17 protein-coding genes and 2 tRNA genes are annotated in these 17,135 nt (G+C 58.8%); 13 read left to right on the plus strand and 6 right to left on the minus strand.

Annotated elements, in window-relative coordinates; all coding sequences use genetic code 11:
- Nucleotide 1: 1 nt before the first annotated feature.
- Nucleotides 2–466: a 50S ribosomal protein L13 gene (gene rplM / locus ACIQWS_RS06480; RefSeq protein WP_105735528.1), complete on the minus strand. Its 465-nt coding sequence runs from the start codon at nt 464–466 to the stop codon at nt 2–4.
- A gap of 282 nt (nt 467–748) precedes the next feature.
- A complete protein-coding gene (locus tag ACIQWS_RS06485; RefSeq protein ID WP_288193347.1) occupies nt 749–1,165 on the minus strand; it encodes a PaaI family thioesterase in 417 nt (138 codons plus the stop codon).
- Nucleotides 1,166–1,254: 89 nt separating this feature from the next.
- On the opposite strand from ACIQWS_RS06485, the gene ACIQWS_RS06490 reads away from it, so the two are divergent.
- From ACIQWS_RS06490 to ACIQWS_RS06510, 5 genes are all read left to right on the plus strand, one after another.
- Entirely contained in the window at nt 1,255–1,803 is a 549-nt protein-coding gene (locus ACIQWS_RS06490; RefSeq protein ID WP_403173097.1) for a hypothetical protein, read from the plus strand.
- A 33-nt stretch (nt 1,804–1,836) separates the two neighbouring features.
- Nucleotides 1,837–2,652, plus strand: coding sequence for an enoyl-CoA hydratase (locus ACIQWS_RS06495; RefSeq protein WP_403173102.1), 816 nt, complete (start codon nt 1,837–1,839; stop codon nt 2,650–2,652).
- A gap of 4 nt (nt 2,653–2,656) precedes the next feature.
- Entirely contained in the window at nt 2,657–3,181 is a 525-nt protein-coding gene (locus ACIQWS_RS06500) for a CoA-binding protein (protein ID WP_403173106.1), read from the plus strand.
- 63 nt (nt 3,182–3,244) lie between these two features.
- Complete coding sequence (locus ACIQWS_RS06505; RefSeq protein ID WP_403173111.1) at nt 3,245–4,531, plus strand: O-acetylhomoserine aminocarboxypropyltransferase; 1,287 nt, start codon at nt 3,245–3,247, stop codon at nt 4,529–4,531.
- A gap of 4 nt (nt 4,532–4,535) precedes the next feature.
- Nucleotides 4,536–4,886: a cupin domain-containing protein gene (locus tag ACIQWS_RS06510; protein WP_403173116.1), complete on the plus strand. Its 351-nt coding sequence runs from the start codon at nt 4,536–4,538 to the stop codon at nt 4,884–4,886.
- Nucleotides 4,887–5,051: 165 nt separating this feature from the next.
- Here the strand turns inward: ACIQWS_RS06510 and ACIQWS_RS06515 are convergent, their stop codons facing one another.
- Complete coding sequence (locus ACIQWS_RS06515) at nt 5,052–6,302, minus strand: cytochrome P450 (protein WP_403173120.1); 1,251 nt, start codon at nt 6,300–6,302, stop codon at nt 5,052–5,054.
- Between the two features lie 2 nt (nt 6,303–6,304).
- A complete protein-coding gene (locus ACIQWS_RS06520) occupies nt 6,305–6,457 on the minus strand; it encodes a hypothetical protein (RefSeq protein ID WP_403173123.1) in 153 nt (50 codons plus the stop codon).
- Between the two features lie 40 nt (nt 6,458–6,497).
- Here ACIQWS_RS06520 and ACIQWS_RS06525 point away from each other — a divergent pair, with 40 nt between their 5' ends.
- The 4 genes from ACIQWS_RS06525 to lon all read left to right on the plus strand — a co-directional run bounded on the left by ACIQWS_RS06525 (nt 6,498) and on the right by lon (nt 12,955).
- On the plus strand, nt 6,498–7,601 hold the full coding sequence (locus ACIQWS_RS06525) for an NAD(P)/FAD-dependent oxidoreductase (RefSeq protein ID WP_403173127.1): 1,104 nt from the start codon (nt 6,498–6,500) through the stop codon (nt 7,599–7,601).
- 311 nt (nt 7,602–7,912) lie between these two features.
- Nucleotides 7,913–8,542: an ATP-dependent Clp protease proteolytic subunit gene (locus ACIQWS_RS06530; RefSeq protein WP_091883799.1), complete on the plus strand. Its 630-nt coding sequence runs from the start codon at nt 7,913–7,915 to the stop codon at nt 8,540–8,542.
- Between the two features lie 231 nt (nt 8,543–8,773).
- Nucleotides 8,774–10,048, plus strand: a complete 1,275-nt coding sequence (clpX, locus tag ACIQWS_RS06535; RefSeq protein ID WP_105735507.1) for an ATP-dependent Clp protease ATP-binding subunit ClpX — start codon at nt 8,774–8,776, stop codon at nt 10,046–10,048.
- Nucleotides 10,049–10,528: 480 nt separating this feature from the next.
- Complete coding sequence (gene lon / locus ACIQWS_RS06540; RefSeq protein WP_346307361.1) at nt 10,529–12,955, plus strand: endopeptidase La; 2,427 nt, start codon at nt 10,529–10,531, stop codon at nt 12,953–12,955.
- A gap of 72 nt (nt 12,956–13,027) precedes the next feature.
- Here the strand turns inward: lon and ACIQWS_RS06545 are convergent, their stop codons facing one another.
- Together ACIQWS_RS06545 and ACIQWS_RS06550 are read right to left on the minus strand one after the other, a co-directional pair.
- Nucleotides 13,028–13,630, minus strand: coding sequence for a HupE/UreJ family protein (locus ACIQWS_RS06545; protein ID WP_403173141.1), 603 nt, complete (start codon nt 13,628–13,630; stop codon nt 13,028–13,030).
- A 214-nt stretch (nt 13,631–13,844) separates the two neighbouring features.
- A tRNA-Val gene (locus tag ACIQWS_RS06550) sits at nt 13,845–13,920 on the minus strand.
- Nucleotides 13,921–14,110: 190 nt separating this feature from the next.
- Here ACIQWS_RS06550 and ACIQWS_RS06555 point away from each other — a divergent pair.
- The 4 genes from ACIQWS_RS06555 (at nt 14,111) to ACIQWS_RS06570 (ending at nt 17,131) form a co-directional block, all read left to right on the plus strand.
- Nucleotides 14,111–14,187 (plus strand) — tRNA-Asp (locus ACIQWS_RS06555).
- Between the two features lie 353 nt (nt 14,188–14,540).
- On the plus strand, nt 14,541–15,752 hold the full coding sequence (locus ACIQWS_RS06560; RefSeq protein WP_403173148.1) for an MFS transporter: 1,212 nt from the start codon (nt 14,541–14,543) through the stop codon (nt 15,750–15,752).
- Nucleotides 15,753–16,193: 441 nt separating this feature from the next.
- A complete protein-coding gene (locus ACIQWS_RS06565; RefSeq protein WP_091883778.1) occupies nt 16,194–16,559 on the plus strand; it encodes an NADH-quinone oxidoreductase subunit A in 366 nt (121 codons plus the stop codon).
- A complete protein-coding gene (locus tag ACIQWS_RS06570; RefSeq protein ID WP_223615194.1) occupies nt 16,550–17,131 on the plus strand; it encodes an NADH-quinone oxidoreductase subunit B family protein in 582 nt (193 codons plus the stop codon). Before ACIQWS_RS06565 ends, ACIQWS_RS06570 begins: the two co-directional genes overlap by 10 nt.
- Nucleotides 17,132–17,135 lie beyond the last annotated feature (4 nt).

Below are 17,135 nucleotides of genomic sequence, written 5' to 3' on the forward strand. Positions count from 1 at the left end.
CTTATGCGCTCCTTTTGTTCTTGGAATTCAGCGCGCCAACGTCGAGAACGACGGGTGCCTGCGCTTCATGGGGGTGATTGGAACCTGCGTAAACGCGCAGATTCTTCATCTGGCGACGGCCGAGCGGACCACGGGGAACCATGCGCTCAACAGCCTTTTCGACGACGCGTTCCGGGAAACGGCCTTCGAGCAGCTGACGGGCAGTGCGTTCCTTGATGCCACCTGGGTGGCCGGTGTGCCAGTAGTAAACCTTGTCGGTAAACTTCTTACCGGTGAAGGCAACCTTTTCAGCATTGATGATGATGACATTGTCGCCATCGTCAACGTGAGGGGTGAAGGTTGCTTTGTGCTTGCCGCGCAGGATGTTGGCAACGATGGTGGCGAGACGGCCGACGACGAGACCTTCGGCGTCAATCAGGATCCACTTTTTCGTCACATCTGCCGGCTTCTGGGTGAAGGTAGCCATTTGTGTTCGTCCTTGAGATCATCCTTCACATAGGAAGGCTTTTCTTGTTGCTTGCGTTGTGTGAATGGCGAACATCCGCACAACAGTTAAATGCGGCAGGAAGAACCTACCGCAGTCGAGGGGTTCAATACCGGCCCAACAGGATTACGTCAAGCAGATGTTTTTGGCTGTTTTGACAAATATTCTTTATAAAACAACACCTTACGGAAAAGGTATTATATTACCACATGCTTCTTGTCCGGATTTGCCGCGTTTTGCGGGATTTTAAGCCCGCTTGCAGCCCTAGCTGCGCGGCGGAATCGAATAAGTCGCCGTGGCATGGGCCACCAGTTCGTTGTCTTCGCCATTGGTGAGCGCGATATCCATCACCGCGAGTCGTTTGCCCAGCTTGAGCACCTTTGCCGTGGCATCGATGGGCCCGAGTTGCGGTTTGCGCAGGAAGTTGATGTTGAGATTGGTCGTCACCGCCAGGGCGACCGGCCCGATCTGCGCGAGGATCGCCACATAGGCGGCGATATCGGCAAGGGCAAACAGGGTGGGGCCCGATACCGTGCCGCCGGGGCGCAGGTGCCGGTCCGCCGGATCAAGCCGCATCGTGGCATAACCTGGCCCGGCACCGGTAACGGTGTAGGCAACCCCGTCGGCATTCACCTGTGGAAACTCCCGCTCGAGAAAGGCCGTTAACGCTGTTACATCCATTGCCGTTTCCAAAGGGCACTCCATCTGTTCTCTGGCGATGATCGCTGGTATTCCTAATCATCCGTGTCTTCTTTGCAAGGAAGCCAGTTATGACTTTGCTTCGATCCCTATCCGGCTCGCTGATTATCATGGCCGTGCTTGCTGTTGCGGCTGCGGTGCCGTCCTTTGCACAGACCGCGCCGCAGATTGAACCCTTCAGCCTGCCGGTCCGGCCCGTGGTGCTGACCCAGGATATCATCAAGCGCTTTCTCTACAGCTTTGCTCCCGTCGGCGCGCAGATGAAGGAAGAAGCGGCGGGCAACGCCGTCCTTTCACCGGAAGCAACGGCGCGGTTGAACAAGAAGGCCGCGGAATACGGCTTCAAGGATTTCAATGACTGGGGCGAAACCACAAGAACGATCATGGTGACTTATCATTGGGTGACCAATCCGGAACCGCGCGAGGAGGTGGAAAAGGCCATCGCCTCCATTCCGTCCATGCCCAACCTGACCGACAAGCAGAAGGCGGAAATGATCGACGGCCTGAAGAGCGGGTTGGCAACGGTCGAGAAAGCACGCCCGTCGGCGGAGAATCTCGCTATTGTCAAAAAGCACGTGAGTTCGATCAAACCACTCTATAAACAATGGACCAGCCTTTGACCGGGTTGCAAGCGCTGGGGAATGAGGAGCGATATGGGAGAAGTTCACATTATCCGCAAGGATGAACCAATCGTCGGATATGAGCTTGCCTCGGGCGTTCTGCGCCTGACATTGCAGAATCCGCCCGCCAATGCGCTCTCGCTCGCCATGATGCGTCTGCTGCTCGATCATCTGCATGCGGCGCGGGATGACAAGGCGGTGCGCGTGATCATCATCGATTCGGCGCAGAAGCTGTTTTCGGCGGGCCATGACCTGAAGGAGCTGACCGCGCATCGGCAGGACGCCGATCGCGGCCGGGCTTTTTTCGAGAAGACGATGCTGCTCTGTGCTGAATTGATGCAGGCCATCGTGCATCATCCGAGGCCGGTGATTGCCGCCGTCGGCGGTCTTGCGACGGCTGCGGGTTGTCAGCTTGTCGCGTCCTGCGATCTGGCGATCTGCTCGGACAAGGCGACATTCTGCACGCCGGGCGTCAATATCGGCCTGTTCTGCTCGACGCCCATGGTGGCCCTGTCGCGCAATGTCTCGCGCAAGCAGGCCATGGAAATGCTTCTAACCGGCGAGACCATCGATGCCTCGACCGCACGGGAGTTCGGTCTGGTCAACCGCGTCGTGCCGGAGGAGTACCTGAATCCGATTGTCAGGAAATACGCGCAAGCCATTGCGGAGAAATCGACTTTAACTGTCAAAACAGGCAAGGAAGCCTTTTACCGGCAGGCCGAAATGGAACTTTCCGAGGCCTATGCCTATACGGCGCAGGTGATGGTGGAAAACATGCTGGCACGCGATGCGGAGGAAGGCATCAACGCCTTCATCGAAAAGCGCAAGCCGGAATGGACGGGCGAATAAGCGCATGGATCACGATCATTACCCGGACGCCTATATCAGCGGCATTCTTTCATCCGTCAAAACCATTGCCATGGTGGGTGCATCAGCCAATGAGGTGCGGCCAAGTTTCTTTGTCATGAAGTACCTGATCGACAAGGGCTACCGGGTCATACCGGTCAATCCGGGACAGGCGGGCAAGGACATTCTCGGCCAGAAGGTTTTTGCGCGCCTCGCCGATATCCCTGAAGCCATCGACATGGTCGACGTGTTCCGCGCCTCCGAGGCCGTGCCGGCGATTGTCGATGAGGTCTTGACGCTGACGCCGCTGCCGAAGGTCATCTGGACGCAGTTGACGGTTCGCCACGACGAAGCGGCACGCAGGGCGGAAGCTGCGGGTATTCAGGTGGTGATGAATCGCTGCCCGAAGATCGAATATGCGCGGCTGTGCGGCGAGATCGGTTGGAGTGGCGTCAATTCGCGCATCCTGTCGGCGAAAAAACCGCAGATGCGGCAGGGCTTCCAGAGTTTTGGCCTCAGATCGCCAAAATAGGTTGGCGGCAAAGCCGCGATCCCATAGCGTGTAGCAAAATCAGGAATGACAGGGAGATGAACCATGGCGCACCGCGCACCCGGAATTGAAACTCTTGCCGTGCATGCGGGTGCCCAGCCCGATCCGGCAACCGGCGCGCGCGCCACGCCGATCTACCAGACGACGGCCTTTGTTTTCGACGATGCCGACCACGCCGCATCGCTGTTCGGCCTGAAGGCCTTCGGCAACATCTACACCCGCATCACCAACCCGACCAATGCGGTGCTTGAAGAGCGCGTGGCGGCACTGGAAGGCGGCACCGCGGCGCTGGCGGTTGCATCCGGCCATGCGGCACAGTTCCTGGTGTTTCACACTCTCATGCAGCCCGGCGACAATTTCATTGCCTCCAGAAAGCTCTATGGCGGCTCGATCAACCAGTTCGGCCAGTCGTTCAAGTCCTTCGATTGGCATGTGCGCTGGGCGGAACCCGACGATCTCGCCTCGTTCGAATCGCAGATTGATGACCGGACGCGCGCGATCTTCATCGAAAGTTTTGCCAATCCCGGCGGCATCGTCACCGATATCGAGGCCATCGCTGCCGTCGCCCATAAGCATGGCCTGCCGCTGATTGTCGACAACACGCTGGCGTCGCCCTATCTCATCCGTCCCATCGAACACGGTGCCGATATCATCGTGCATTCCATGACCAAATTCCTCGGCGGTCATGGCAATTCCATGGGCGGGGTGATTGTCGATTGCGGCACGTTCGACTGGTCGAAGTCGGGCAATTATCCGCTGCTGTCAGAGCCGCGCAGCGAATATAACGGCATCGTGCTGCACGAAACCTTCGGCAATTTTGCCTTTGCCATTGCCTGCCGCGTCCTCGGCCTGCGCGATCTCGGGCCGGCGCTGTCGCCGTTCAATGCGTTCCAGATCCTGACGGGGATCGAGACCTTGCCGCTGCGCATGCAGCGCCATGCGGACAATGCGCTGAAGGTGGCGCAGTGGCTTTCCAGCCACGCAAAGGTTGCCTGGGTCAGCTATGCCGGGCTACCTGATGATCCCTATCATGCACTGCAGCAGAAATATGCGCCGCGCGGCGCCGGTGCTGTTTTCACTTTCGGGCTGAAGGGTGGCTATGAAGCCGGGGTCAAGCTGGTCGAGCACCTGCAGCTGTTTTCGCATCTGGCCAATATCGGCGATACCAAATCCCTGATCATTCATCCCGCATCGACCACGCACCGGCAATTGAGCGATGCGCAGAAGATCGCCGCAGGTGCGGGACCGGATGTGGTGCGGCTGTCCATCGGTATTGAGACCGTCGAGGATCTGATTTCCGATCTCGACCAGGCACTGACGAAGGCGGGATAGACCCATGGCATCGTCGCATTTTGTCGCCATCGATTTCGGCAGCATCGATCCCGAACACGGCGCCCCGGCGGCAGATCGGGTGATCGCGGGCGATCCGCAGTTCCGCACCTGGAACTGTGACGAGGCCGATGGCGGCCTCTACGCCGGGATATGGGAAGCAACGCCGGGCAAATGGCGCATCGTCTATGATGAGTGGGAGTTCTGCCACATTCTCTCGGGCCGCTCGATCGTCACGGAAGAGGGCGGCAAGGAACGGCATTTGCAGGCCGGGGACAGTTTTGTGCTGCGCCCCGGCTTTCGCGGCACCTGGGAAGTCATCGAAACCACGCGCAAGGAATATGTGATCCGGCTGTAGCGATGCGATTGCATTGGCGTTGTGCGTGGTTCGACAAGCTCACCATGAGGGAAATAAGTGGGTTGCAGGGAGTTTTATTCTGCAAAGCTGCCGTCGGCATTGCAACCAAACCACATCCCTCATGGTGAGCTTGTCGAACCACGCACAGCGCTTTTGCAAAACACCTCACCACACCACGTCCAACCGCTCCAATCCATGGAAATGATAGGTATCCTTGAAGCGCGGGGTTTCCTTGAAATGCAGTCCGGGAAGCCGGTCGAACAGCACTTTGAGCGAGACCTGCAGTTCCAGCCGCGCCAGCGGTGCGCCGATGCAGAAATGGATGCCGGCGCCGAAGGAGAGGTTTTTCTGGTCTGACCGTCCGGGCAGGAAAGCTCCGGCATCGGCAAAGGCGTTGGGATCGCGGTTGCCCGCGCCCAGCATCAGGCCGATCTGGTCGCCGGGCTTGACCGCAATGCCATCGCCAAGATCGATTTCTTCATAGGCATAGCGCGTGAACATGTGCAGCGGCGCGTCGAAACGCAGACATTCCTCGACGGTCTGCGCCGTCGAATCGGCATCACAGAACAGGTCAGCGGCACTGCGTCCGCTTTCCACAATGGTTTTGACCGCATTGCCGGTCTGGTGCACCGTCGCTTCGTGCCCGGCATTGAGCAGCAGGATCGCCGTGGTGATCAGCTCGTCCTCGGACAGTTTTGCTCCGTCCGCCTCGGCCGCCAGCAGCAGGCTGAGAAGATCGTCGGCCGGTTCGCTGCGCCGTCGTCCGGCATAGTCCCTGAGGAAGCCGGAGAACTCGGCGGCGGCGGCGTTGGCGCTGTCCTCGGACTGGCGATTGCGGCCGTGCATGTACATCGCCACCATGCGGTGTGACCAGTCGAGAAGCCGCGGTGCCGCGTCCGTCGGCACCCCGAGCATTTCGGCAATCACGGTGACGGGAATGGGCGTGGCGAAATCGGCGATGAGATCGGCTTTGCCCTTTGCTTCGAAGCGGTCGATCAGCGCGTGCGCCAGCGTCTCGATGCGCGGGCGCAGCCGTTCCACCTGCCGGGAGACGAAGGCCCGGTTCACCAGCGTGCGCAGCCGGGTATGGGTGGGCGGCTCCAGCTCCAGCATCGAGAATTTTTCGACGTGGTCGAAATCCTTCAGATGCGCGCGATCACCGGTATTGCCCTGGGAATCGGCGATGCCATGGCGGTTTTCACGGCCAAAGCGCCGGTCACGCAGCAATTTGTTGACGCCATCATAGCCAATGAAACACCAGAAGCCGTATTCCTCCCAGAAAAACGCCGATGTCTGCGCGTGCAGCGCGGCATAGGTGCCGTAGGGATTCTGTACGAAGACCTGGTCGTGCGGATCGAGCCGCAGATGGCGGGTGGCAGGAGCGAACTGGAATGAGGCGGGCGTGGCAGGGGTCATGATCAGATATACCGTGGGTCAGACGAAGGAAGGACAGGGAACAGGCGGGTCGCCGCCTTGCAGGAGGGAAAGCCGCAGGTCGCGGCAAACACAGGATGAAAGCTTTCCACGTCGAAAATGTTTGAGCAATCGATGCGAATGGTTTCATATTGCATGCGAATCTCCCTCCTTCAGCAGTCATAGCAGGACCCCATCATGAAAATCACCATCGTCGGAGCAGGAATTGCCGGACTGTCCAGCGCCTGGTCGCTGACCAAGGCCGGTCATGCGGTGACGTTGATCGAGCAGGGGCCGATACCAAATCCGCTGGCCGCCTCGGGCGATCATCACCGCATCATCCGCCGCGCCTATGGTGCCGCGGGCGGTTACGCGGATGCGATTTCGGAGGCCTATGTGGCCTGGGACGAGCTGTGGCAGGACATCGGCACGAGCCATCTCGATCCGCGCGGCTTCATCTGCATATCGCGCGACGCGGGCGATGAAGCCGAGGAATACCGCAAGGGGCTCGAGCAGGGCGGCTATCCCCTCGAGCTTTATGAACCCGCCGAGGCCATAAAGCGCTATGGCTATCTGGAAGCGGGCACGTTCCGCTACGCGTTCTTCTCGCCGGAGGGCGGCGCGCTGCATTGCCGCAGGATCGCCGGGGATATGGCGCGCTGGCTGCGCGCGCACGGCGCCACGCTTCTGGAAAACACCGGGGTGACCGCCGTCGACAGCGCCGCCGGTACGGTGACCTTGGCCGATGGTACGGTCATTGCTGCCGACAAGGTGGTTGTGACGGCGGGTGCCTGGGTGACAAAACTGTTCCCCGACCTCGTCTCCTCGCTCACCACCTACCGGACGGCCGTGGTCTATCTCGAACCGCCGGCGGATTTGCAGGCGGCCTGGGAGCATTCTCCCGTCGTGCTCGATGTGGGCGGGCGTACTGACGGTTATATCATTCCGGCCAGCGGCGGCGGCGGCCTGAAATTCGGCTCTGGCCTGCACAAGCGCAAATCGGCGGATGCCGACGCCGCACGCGTTGCGGAACCGGGCGAGGGCGAAGCGATCCGCGATCTCTTCGCCCCGCCGCTGCAGCGGATCGGCGAATACAGGGTGAGCAATGTTGTCACCTGCGCCTATACATTCACCGCCGATGAACGGTTTTTCGCCGTGGAACGGGACAAATGCCTCGTCGTCTCGGCCTGTTCCGGACATGGGTACAAATTCGGCGCGGCAGTCGGGCGGCGGGTCGCGCAAACGCTGGGAACCGGCGATGTGCCGCTGCTGCAGCGCTGGTTGCGGGCGGAAGCCGCTTAAAAAGCGGTTCTGCGCTTGCGCTCCTAGTGGAACGAATTTGACATTCGCACGCCATGTGACATCACGCGCAACAAGCGAATGTCAAATTCAAAGTTCCACTAGAATTATATACTTGCTAGTGGTCCTTTGATTCTGACATTTGCCTGAATGGCTTGTATCCAAGGGTTGCAAATGTCAGAATCGGACCGCTAGCCGGATGGCGGCAGAACATCTTGCGGAACAGGGTGGCAACACCCTATGTATCGAAAGTGAAATCCACGAATCTTGGGGGCGTTCAAACCCCTTGTTCTCCAAAACGCTGAGGCCCACCGATGAGAGATCCAATCGAAACAGCAATGAACCTCGTACCCATGGTCGTCGAGCAGACCAACCGGGGCGAGCGGGCCTATGATATTTTCTCGCGCCTGCTGAAAGAACGCATCATTTTCATTACCGGACCCATCGAGGACGGCATGGCGACGCTGATCTGCGCCCAGCTTCTGTTCCTTGAATCGGAAAATCCGAAGAAAGAGATCAACCTCTACATCAATTCACCCGGCGGCGTCGTCACGTCGGGCATGGCGATCTACGACACCATGCAGTTCATCCGTCCGGCCGTCTCGACCCTGTGCTTCGGTCAGGCCGCGTCGATGGGCTCGCTGCTGCTGACAGCCGGTGAAAAGGACATGCGCTTCGTGCTGCCCAACGCCCGCATCATGCTGCATCAGCCATCCGGCGGTTTCCAGGGCCAGGCATCCGACATCGAGCGTCATGCCCAGGACATCATCAAAATGAAGCGCCGCCTCAACGAGATCTACGTCAAGCACACGGGCCGCGACTACGAGACAATCGAGAAGACTCTCGACCGCGACCACTTCATGACGGCACAGGAATCACTCGAGTTCGGTCTTATCGACAAGGTGCTCGAATCCCGTGCGATCATCGAAGGGGATGCAAAGTAACCGGCTAAATGGCCGCACCGGGTCGAGAATGAACTTTTTTTGACCCGGATGCGGACTTTTTGCCACACATCCGGCTTGCATGCAGGCCAACAGACGCTACGTTAAGTGATTGGTGAGTAGAGGAAGCCTATTCTTCGAATTACTATTCGAATCATTCCCCGCAGGGCAGAGTCCCGAAGGGGGTGAACGGTTCCCGGCCAAACAGGGCGCCGATACTGAAAGGAAACTGCAATGAGCAAAGTCAGCAACGGCGGCGGTGATTCAAAGAATACGCTTTATTGCTCGTTTTGCGGGAAGAGCCAGCACGAAGTTCGCAAGTTGATTGCGGGCCCGACTGTTTTCATCTGCGATGAATGCGTCGAGCTGTGCATGGACATCATCCGCGAGGAAAACAAATCCTCGATGGTGAAATCCCGCGAAGGCGTTCCGACGCCGCAGGAAATCATGGCGGTGCTCGATGATTACGTCATCGGCCAGAACCATGCCAAGCGTGTTCTCTCTGTCGCGGTGCACAACCACTACAAGCGGTTGGCCCACGCATCGAAAAACAATGAAGTCGAACTGGCCAAGTCCAACATCCTTCTCGTTGGTCCTACCGGTTGCGGCAAAACCTATCTGGCGCAATCGCTCGCCCGCATCATCGACGTGCCGTTCACAATGGCAGACGCGACGACGCTGACGGAAGCCGGTTATGTCGGTGAGGATGTCGAGAACATCATTCTCAAGCTGCTCCAGTCGGCCGACTACAATGTCGAGCGGGCCCAGCGCGGCATCGTCTATATCGACGAAGTCGACAAGATCAGCCGCAAGTCCGACAACCCGTCGATCACCCGCGACGTGTCGGGTGAGGGCGTGCAGCAGGCGCTGCTGAAGATCATGGAAGGCACGGTCGCGTCCGTTCCACCGCAGGGCGGGCGCAAGCATCCGCAGCAGGAATTCCTGCAGGTGGACACGACCAACATCCTGTTCATCTGTGGCGGTGCCTTTGCCGGTCTCGACAAGATCATCTCGGCACGTGGCGAGAAGACGTCCATCGGCTTCAGCGCTGCGGTGAAGGCGCCGGATGATCGCCGCGTCGGCGCGATCTTCCGCGAGCTTGAACCGGAAGACCTCCTGAAATTCGGCCTCATCCCCGAATTCGTTGGCCGTCTGCCTGTCATCGCCACGCTCGAGGATCTCGACGAAGCTGCCCTGGTGCAGATTCTGTCGGAACCGAAGAACGCCCTGGTCAAGCAATACCAGCGCCTGTTCGACATGGAGAACGTCGAGCTGACGTTCCATGAAGACGCGCTGAAGGCAATCGCCCTCAAGGCCATTGCCCGCAAGACCGGTGCACGCGGGCTACGTTCGATCATGGAAAAGATCCTGCTCGACACGATGTACGAACTGCCGACGCTGGACGGCGTTCAGGAAGTCGTGATCTCCGGCGATGTGGTCGAGGGCAATTCGCGCCCGCTCTACATCTATGCCGAGCGCAAGGAAGAAAAGGGCAATGTTTCGGCGTAAGGCGCCGAACCAGTGTCTGGAAAGCAGGGCTCCGCGTCAGCGGGGCCTTTTGCATTTTTGCCCTGGCATTTGTTGCGGGTCTTAATTGCGCCACGAAACAATATTTACGGTTGATTAACCATAAGGGGCGCACAATTTTTGCAGAGCAGCGTCGGTAAGACAGTGTAGGCCGGGCAGTATCGCCCCCGTCGACAGATGATTTCCACGAAAATCATCCTCTTCAGCGGTGTGCTGCATCGCAAAAGATTGCGCTTGGAGTTTGGTAGGAGCAGGATAGATTACGATTCTGTGACCGAGCTTGAAACCGGGGCGCTTGAAACCGGAGCCCCGCCACTCCAAGTAAAGGTTAAGCTGCACAGCCGGTCGTATGCCGCTCTTCGCATGATCCCCAAAATGGATCCCGATTTTGGAAAAGATCATGCAACCAAAGGGTACCCGGATGTGGCGATCTAGGCCGATTGGCCTGAGAAAGGACATGAAATGACGGTTGCAAGCAAGAAGACACTGGCGGGTGGAGAAAGCGGGCTTTATGCCGTTTTGCCATTGCGCGATATCGTTGTCTTCCCACACATGATCGTTCCGCTCTTTGTCGGTCGCGAAAAATCCATTCGCGCACTCGAGGAAGTGATGGGCGTCGACAAGCAAATCCTGCTTGCCACACAGAAGAACGCTGCGGATGATGATCCGCAGGCGGATGCCATCTACAACATCGGCACCATTGCCAATGTCCTGCAGTTGCTGAAACTGCCGGATGGTACGGTCAAGGTTCTGGTCGAAGGTATTGCCCGCGCTGAAATCACCAGTTTCAGCGACCGCGAGGATTACCACGAAGCCAATGCCACGACGCTGTCGGAACCCGCCGAAGATGCCGTTGAAATCGAAGCCCTGGCCCGCTCGGTTGTGTCGGACTTTGAAAACTATGTGAAGCTGAACAAGAAGATTTCGCCAGAGGTCGTTGGCGCTGCCGGACAGATCGAGGACTACTCGAAGCTGGCCGATACGGTCGCCTCGCATCTTGCGATCAAGATTCCCGAGAAGCAGGACATGCTGTCGATCCTGTCCGTGCGTGCACGGCTGGAAAAGGCCATGTCGTTCATGGAGTCGGAAATTTCCGTTCTTCAGGTGGAAAAGCGTATCCGTTCGCGCGTCAAACGCCAGATGGAGAAGACCCAGCGCGAGTACTACCTCAATGAACAGATGAAGGCGATCCAGAAGGAACTCGGCGACGGCGAAGACGGCCGCGACGAGGCAGCCGAGCTGGAAGAGCGCATCAAGAAGACGAAGTTCTCCAAGGAAGCGCGCGAAAAGGCCAATCAGGAGCTGAAGAAGCTTCGCCAGATGAGCCCGATGTCCGCCGAAGCGACGGTTGTCCGCAACTATCTCGACTGGCTGCTCACCATTCCGTGGGGCAAGAAGTCGAAGGTGAAGAACGACCTGAACCTCGCCGACGAGATCCTGGATGCCGAACATTACGGCCTCGACAAGGTGAAAGACCGGATCGTGGAGTATCTCGCCGTGCAGTCACGGTCGACCAAGATCAAAGGTCCGATCCTGTGCCTCGTTGGTCCTCCCGGCGTCGGCAAGACCTCGCTGGCACGCTCGATCGCCAAGGCAACCGGCCGTGAATATGTCCGCATGTCGCTCGGCGGCGTGCGTGACGAGGCTGAAATCCGCGGTCACCGCCGCACCTATATCGGTTCGATGCCCGGCAAGGTCATCCAGTCGATGAAGAAGGCAAAGAAGTCCAATCCGCTCTTCCTGCTCGATGAAATCGACAAGATGGGCCAGGATTTCCGCGGTGATCCGTCTTCGGCTCTGCTCGAGGTGCTCGATCCGGAACAGAACTCAACCTTCATGGATCACTATCTCGAGGTTGAATATGACCTCTCGAACGTGATGTTCGTGACGACGGCCAATACGCTGAACATCCCGGGTCCGCTGATGGACCGCATGGAGATCATCCGTATTGCCGGTTACACGGAAGACGAGAAGGTCGAGATTGCCAAGCGGCACCTCCTGCCCAAGGCCATCCGCGATCATGCGTTGCAGCCGAAGGAGTTTTCCGTATCGGAAGGTGCGATCCGTGCCATCGTCCGCGATTACACGCGGGAAGCCGGCGTGCGCAGTCTCGAACGGGAGCTGATGAAGCTTGCCCGCAAGGCAGTGACGGAAATTCTGAAGTCGAAGACCAAGAAGACGGTGAAGGTCACCGAGACCAACATCAACGACTATCTCGGCGTGCAGAAATTCCGCTTCGGCCAGATCGACGGTGAAGATCAGGTAGGCGTTGTCACAGGTCTTGCCTGGACTGAGGTGGGCGGCGAACTGCTGACCATCGAAGGCGTCATGATGCCCGGCAAGGGCCGCATGACTGTAACGGGCAACCTGCGTGACGTGATGAAGGAATCGATTTCCGCAGCGGCATCCTATGTCCGCTCCAGAGCCATCGATTTCGGCGTCGAGCCGCCGCTGTTCGACCGCAGGGACATCCACGTGCACGTGCCGGAAGGCGCGACACCGAAGGACGGTCCGTCGGCCGGTATCGCGATGGTGACAGCCATTGTCTCGATCCTGACCGGTATTCCGGTGCGCAAGGATATCGCCATGACCGGCGAGATCACGCTGCGCGGACGGGTCCTGCCGATTGGCGGCCTGAAAGAGAAGCTGCTTGCCGCCCTGCGCGGTGGCATCAAGACGGTTCTGATCCCGGAAGAAAACGCCAAGGATCTGGCGGAAATTCCGGACAATGTGAAGAACGGCCTTGAGATCATCCCGGTATCGCGTGCCGGGGAAGTGATCAAGCATGCGCTCGTGCGTCAGCCGGAGCCGATCGAATGGACGGAACCGGTCAACGTGCCTGCCGCTGCCGTGGTCGAGGATGATGCTTCGGCGCAGATCGCGCACTGAAGTCATCGGAAATAAACAAACAAAAAGCCGGGCAAGCAATTGCCCGGCTTTTTGATTCGGCATCCGAACTGTTTAGAGCGCACCTGTCATGATGCCGACACCCGCGAGTGCCGCCAGGCCGCCAATGAGTCGCACCGCACTGGGGCCGGTGTGGCGGCTGATTCTGCCGATGGCAAAGCCGATGCCGATACCGGCGCCGTGGAGCAGGGCGGTGGCTGCCATGAAGCCGCTGGCATAGGCGAGACCGCCGGCACTTTCCGGCATTTCCGCGCCATGGGCATAGCCATGAAAAATGGCGAAGAGGCCGACGAGGGCGGTTGCAATGGCCACAGGCGCCTGAATCTCGAAGGCGACGGCTGCTCCGAGCACAATCACCGAGAGTGCGATGGCGAGCTCGACGAAGGGCAGGCTTACTCCGGCAGCGCCGAGCGCGCCGCCAGCGGCCATCATCCCGACAAACGCTGCCGGAACGAGCCACAGGGCGCGTCCGCCCAGCTGGAAGGCAAGGATGCCGACGAGAATCATCGCCAGGACGTGATCGAGGCCGGACATGGGGTGGGCGAAGCCATGAGTAAAGCCGCTGGTGTCACCCACGCCGACATGCGCATGGGCAAGGGCAGGGTAAAGCGTGGCGAATGAAAGGATTGCGATTCGTGCTGCGCGGTTGTTTGGCATGTGATGTTCCCGTTTTCTGGTTTGCTCTTGGAAGGAGGAGAACATTGTTGCCGCAGAAAATTGCTGGCGCAAAGGATAAAATATTGCAGTTGCTCACTGCGGGCGGGAAAAATCCGCAAGCGGCGAAACCCAATCACGCACGCATGTCGGCTGCGATGTGAACGGACCAGTTATCTCGGCTGAAAGAAAGGGAAGAAAACATCCCGCTGGGGAATGGTGGGCGATGAGAGACTCGAACTCCCGACATCTTCGGTGTAAACGAAGCGCTCTACCAACTGAGCTAATCGCCCCCTCACAAAGGGTGTGTGGGGAGCGTTTAGGCGTTTCGTGCGATATTGGCAAGAGGGTATGAGACACTTTTATGATTTGTTTGAAGAGTTTTTCACAATCGCATTTTTCCTGTCGACTAGCGCTTGACACTCCCCCGCGAACCCCTTAAACGACCGCTCACACCAGATGAATTTCTGGTTTGCAAAGTGCGCGGGTGTAGCTCAGTTGGTTAGAGTGCCGGCCTGTCACGCCGGAGGTCGCGGGTTCGAGCCCCGTCACTCGCGCCACTTTCCCTCTCAAGCAATTGATGTAAATGCTTGATATTACGGAAAGTGGTGCCCCGCACGCTTGCATCTCTTCTCTCCCGAATGTTCCCGTAGTCCACCGCCTGTTGCTGTCCGGTTCACACGTCTGGCTCCTGCCGGTTTCTGATGCGGCTTAGGAAAATCAGTCCTGTCTGTTTTTCCGCTGGCATGCGGACGGCGAATCTCTTCCGCTGTTTTTCAACCCGTGGATACGATTCGCCGCCGGGATGAATCGCCCCGCATAAATGCATTGCTGCGTTGCACAAAAATCAGTTGTGAAACCTTTGTGGACTAGGCAGCATGATTCCTTACTCCAGCTCTGATGGTTGCCGCCCATGCCCTTGCCGATTCTCGCTCTTGCCATTGCCTCCTTCTGCATCGGCACAACCGAATTCGTGATCATGGGTCTGTTGCCGGAAGTCGCGGCCGACCTGCGTGTCACCATTCCCCATGCGGGCCTGCTGGTGACCGGCTATGCGCTTGGCGTTGTCATCGGTGCACCCATCATCGCCATTGCCACGGCATCCCTGCCGCGCAAGCCCGTGCTCATTGGTCTTGCGATGCTCTTTGTCGTCGGCAATCTGTTCTGCGCCATTGCCCCCAATTACTGTATGCTGATGATCGCTCGCGTGGTCACCGCCTTCGGCCACGGCGCTTTCTTCGGCATCGGGTCGGTGGTGGCCGCCAGCCTCGTGCCGCGCCACAAGCGCGCCAGCGCCATCGCGCTGATGTTTGCCGGGCTGACACTTGCCAATATTCTCGGCGTGCCCGCCGGGACCGCCCTCGGCGAGCTCTATGGCTGGCGCTCGACCTTCTATGCGGTCGTCGCCATCGGTGTCGCCGCGGTCATCGCCATCGCGCTGCTGGTTCCCGCGGCCGGGGAAGAAGAGAAGGGCGGCGGCATTCTCAGCGAGATCAAGGTTCTCGGCAAACTGCAGGTCTGGCTTGCCATGCTGATCTCGGCGCTCGCCTCCGGCAGCCTGTTTGCCGTCTTTACCTATATCAAGCCGATCCTCACCGATGTGTCCGGCCTATCGACCGCGGCGGTAACCTGGGTTCTGCTGCTGTTCGGGGCCGGGATGACCGTCGGCAACGTCATCGGCGGCAAGCTTGCCGACTGGAAGCTGATGCCCACCGTCATCGGCACCCTGGTCACCGTGGTGTTCACCCATGCCCTGCTGGCGGAAGTCAGCGGCACGGCGGCAGCGGCAATCGCCGTGGTGTTCCTGTGGGGCATGCTGACCTTCGTCATCGTTCCCCCGTTGCAGATGCGGGTGGTCGAAACCGCGAGCGAAGCCCCCAATCTGGCGGCCACGCTCAACCAGGGCGCATTCAACGCGGGCAATGCCGCCGGTGCCTGGGTTGGCGGCGCGGCGCTCACCTGGGGCGTGTCCTATCAGAACCTGCCCTTCGTGGGATCGGCGCTGGCCTTGCTCGGTCTTGGCGTGGCCGTCTGGTCGCTGCTGCTCGACCGCAGGGCGCAGAAGCAGCAATATCTATCCGAAGAGGGGGAAAGGCTCAGTCTGGAGCCTCTCGCGGGTCTCTAAGCGCCCCTCTTTCCCAAACTCTGCACAACAGCATTCGCGCCCTGGCGCGCGTGCTGTTTCCACGCGCGCGGCATATCAGCATTTTGTCCTAAATCGTTTATAGGACCGAATGTCGCAGTTCTGAAAACCACGTCGCGGACAAACAGGCCGGCAAGGCACATTAATATCATTCTAAAGAGTGATTCAGCTGTGTTTTGCGGGCCAAACCGGCTTAAAACTGCGAAATTCGCGGCTTTTTATGGATATGCGTCACGAAATGGTGACAAAAAACCGGTGGTATTGGGGCGATTGTTGCACTTGCGCGCATGGCGCTAACGCGCTAACCCTCGCCGCATCGTACCGGTGTCAAAGCTGGTGCGGTCTGTCGCGTATTGGTGGCAGTCATGTGCATAACATGGCATTCTTGTCAGCCTGAGTTCACAAGGCGGAAAAAGTCGGATCATGAACGAGCTTTTAAGTTCCTACCTGCCCATCGTTATCTTCATCGGGGTAGCGCTGGTAATCGGTTTGGCACTGTTGGTTGCGCCTTTTCTGGTCGCATACAAGTCGCCAGACCCGGAAAAATTGTCGGCCTATGAGTGCGGCTTCAACGCATTCGATGATGCCCGCATGAAATTTGATGTCCGCTTCTATCTTGTCTCGATTCTGTTCATCATCTTCGATCTGGAAGTTGCCTTCCTCTTTCCGTGGGCCGTGGCCTTCAGCAAGATCGGCTGGTTCGGTTTCTGGTCGATGATGATCTTCCTCGGCGTTCTGACAATCGGCTTTATCTATGAGTGGAAAAAGGGAGCGCTGGAATGGGATTGACCGCTAGCCAAACCACCCTCGTGGCACCGAAACCCAAAGGCATTCTTGATCCCGGTACGGGCAAGCCGATCGGTTCCGATGATGCGTTTTTCGGTGAGATCAACAATGAGCTCGCCGACAAGGGATTTCTCGTAACCTCCGCCGATGCGCTGGTCACCTGGGCGCGCACCGGTTCGCTGATGTGGATGACCTTCGGCCTTGCCTGCTGCGCGGTCGAAATGATGCACACCTCCATGCCGCGCTATGATGGCGAGCGGTTCGGCTTTGCCCCGCGCGCGTCACCGCGTCAGTCCGACGTGATGATCGTTGCCGGCACGCTGACCAACAAGATGGCTCCGGCGCTGCGCAAGGTCTATGACCAGATGCCTGAGCCGCGCTACGTCATCTCGATGGGCTCCTGCGCCAATGGCGGCGGTTACTATCACTATTCCTATTCGGTGGTGCGTGGTTGCGACCGCGTCGTGCCGGTGGATATCTATGTGCCGGGCTGCCCGCCCACGGCCGAAGCGCTGCTCTATGGTGTTCTGATGCTGCAGAAGAAAATCCGCCGCACCGGCACGATCGAGCGATAGGAGA

This window comes from Phyllobacterium sp. NPDC097923 (assembly GCF_044760925.1).
GTDB classification, from domain to species: domain Bacteria; phylum Pseudomonadota; class Alphaproteobacteria; order Rhizobiales; family Rhizobiaceae; genus Phyllobacterium; species Phyllobacterium calauticae.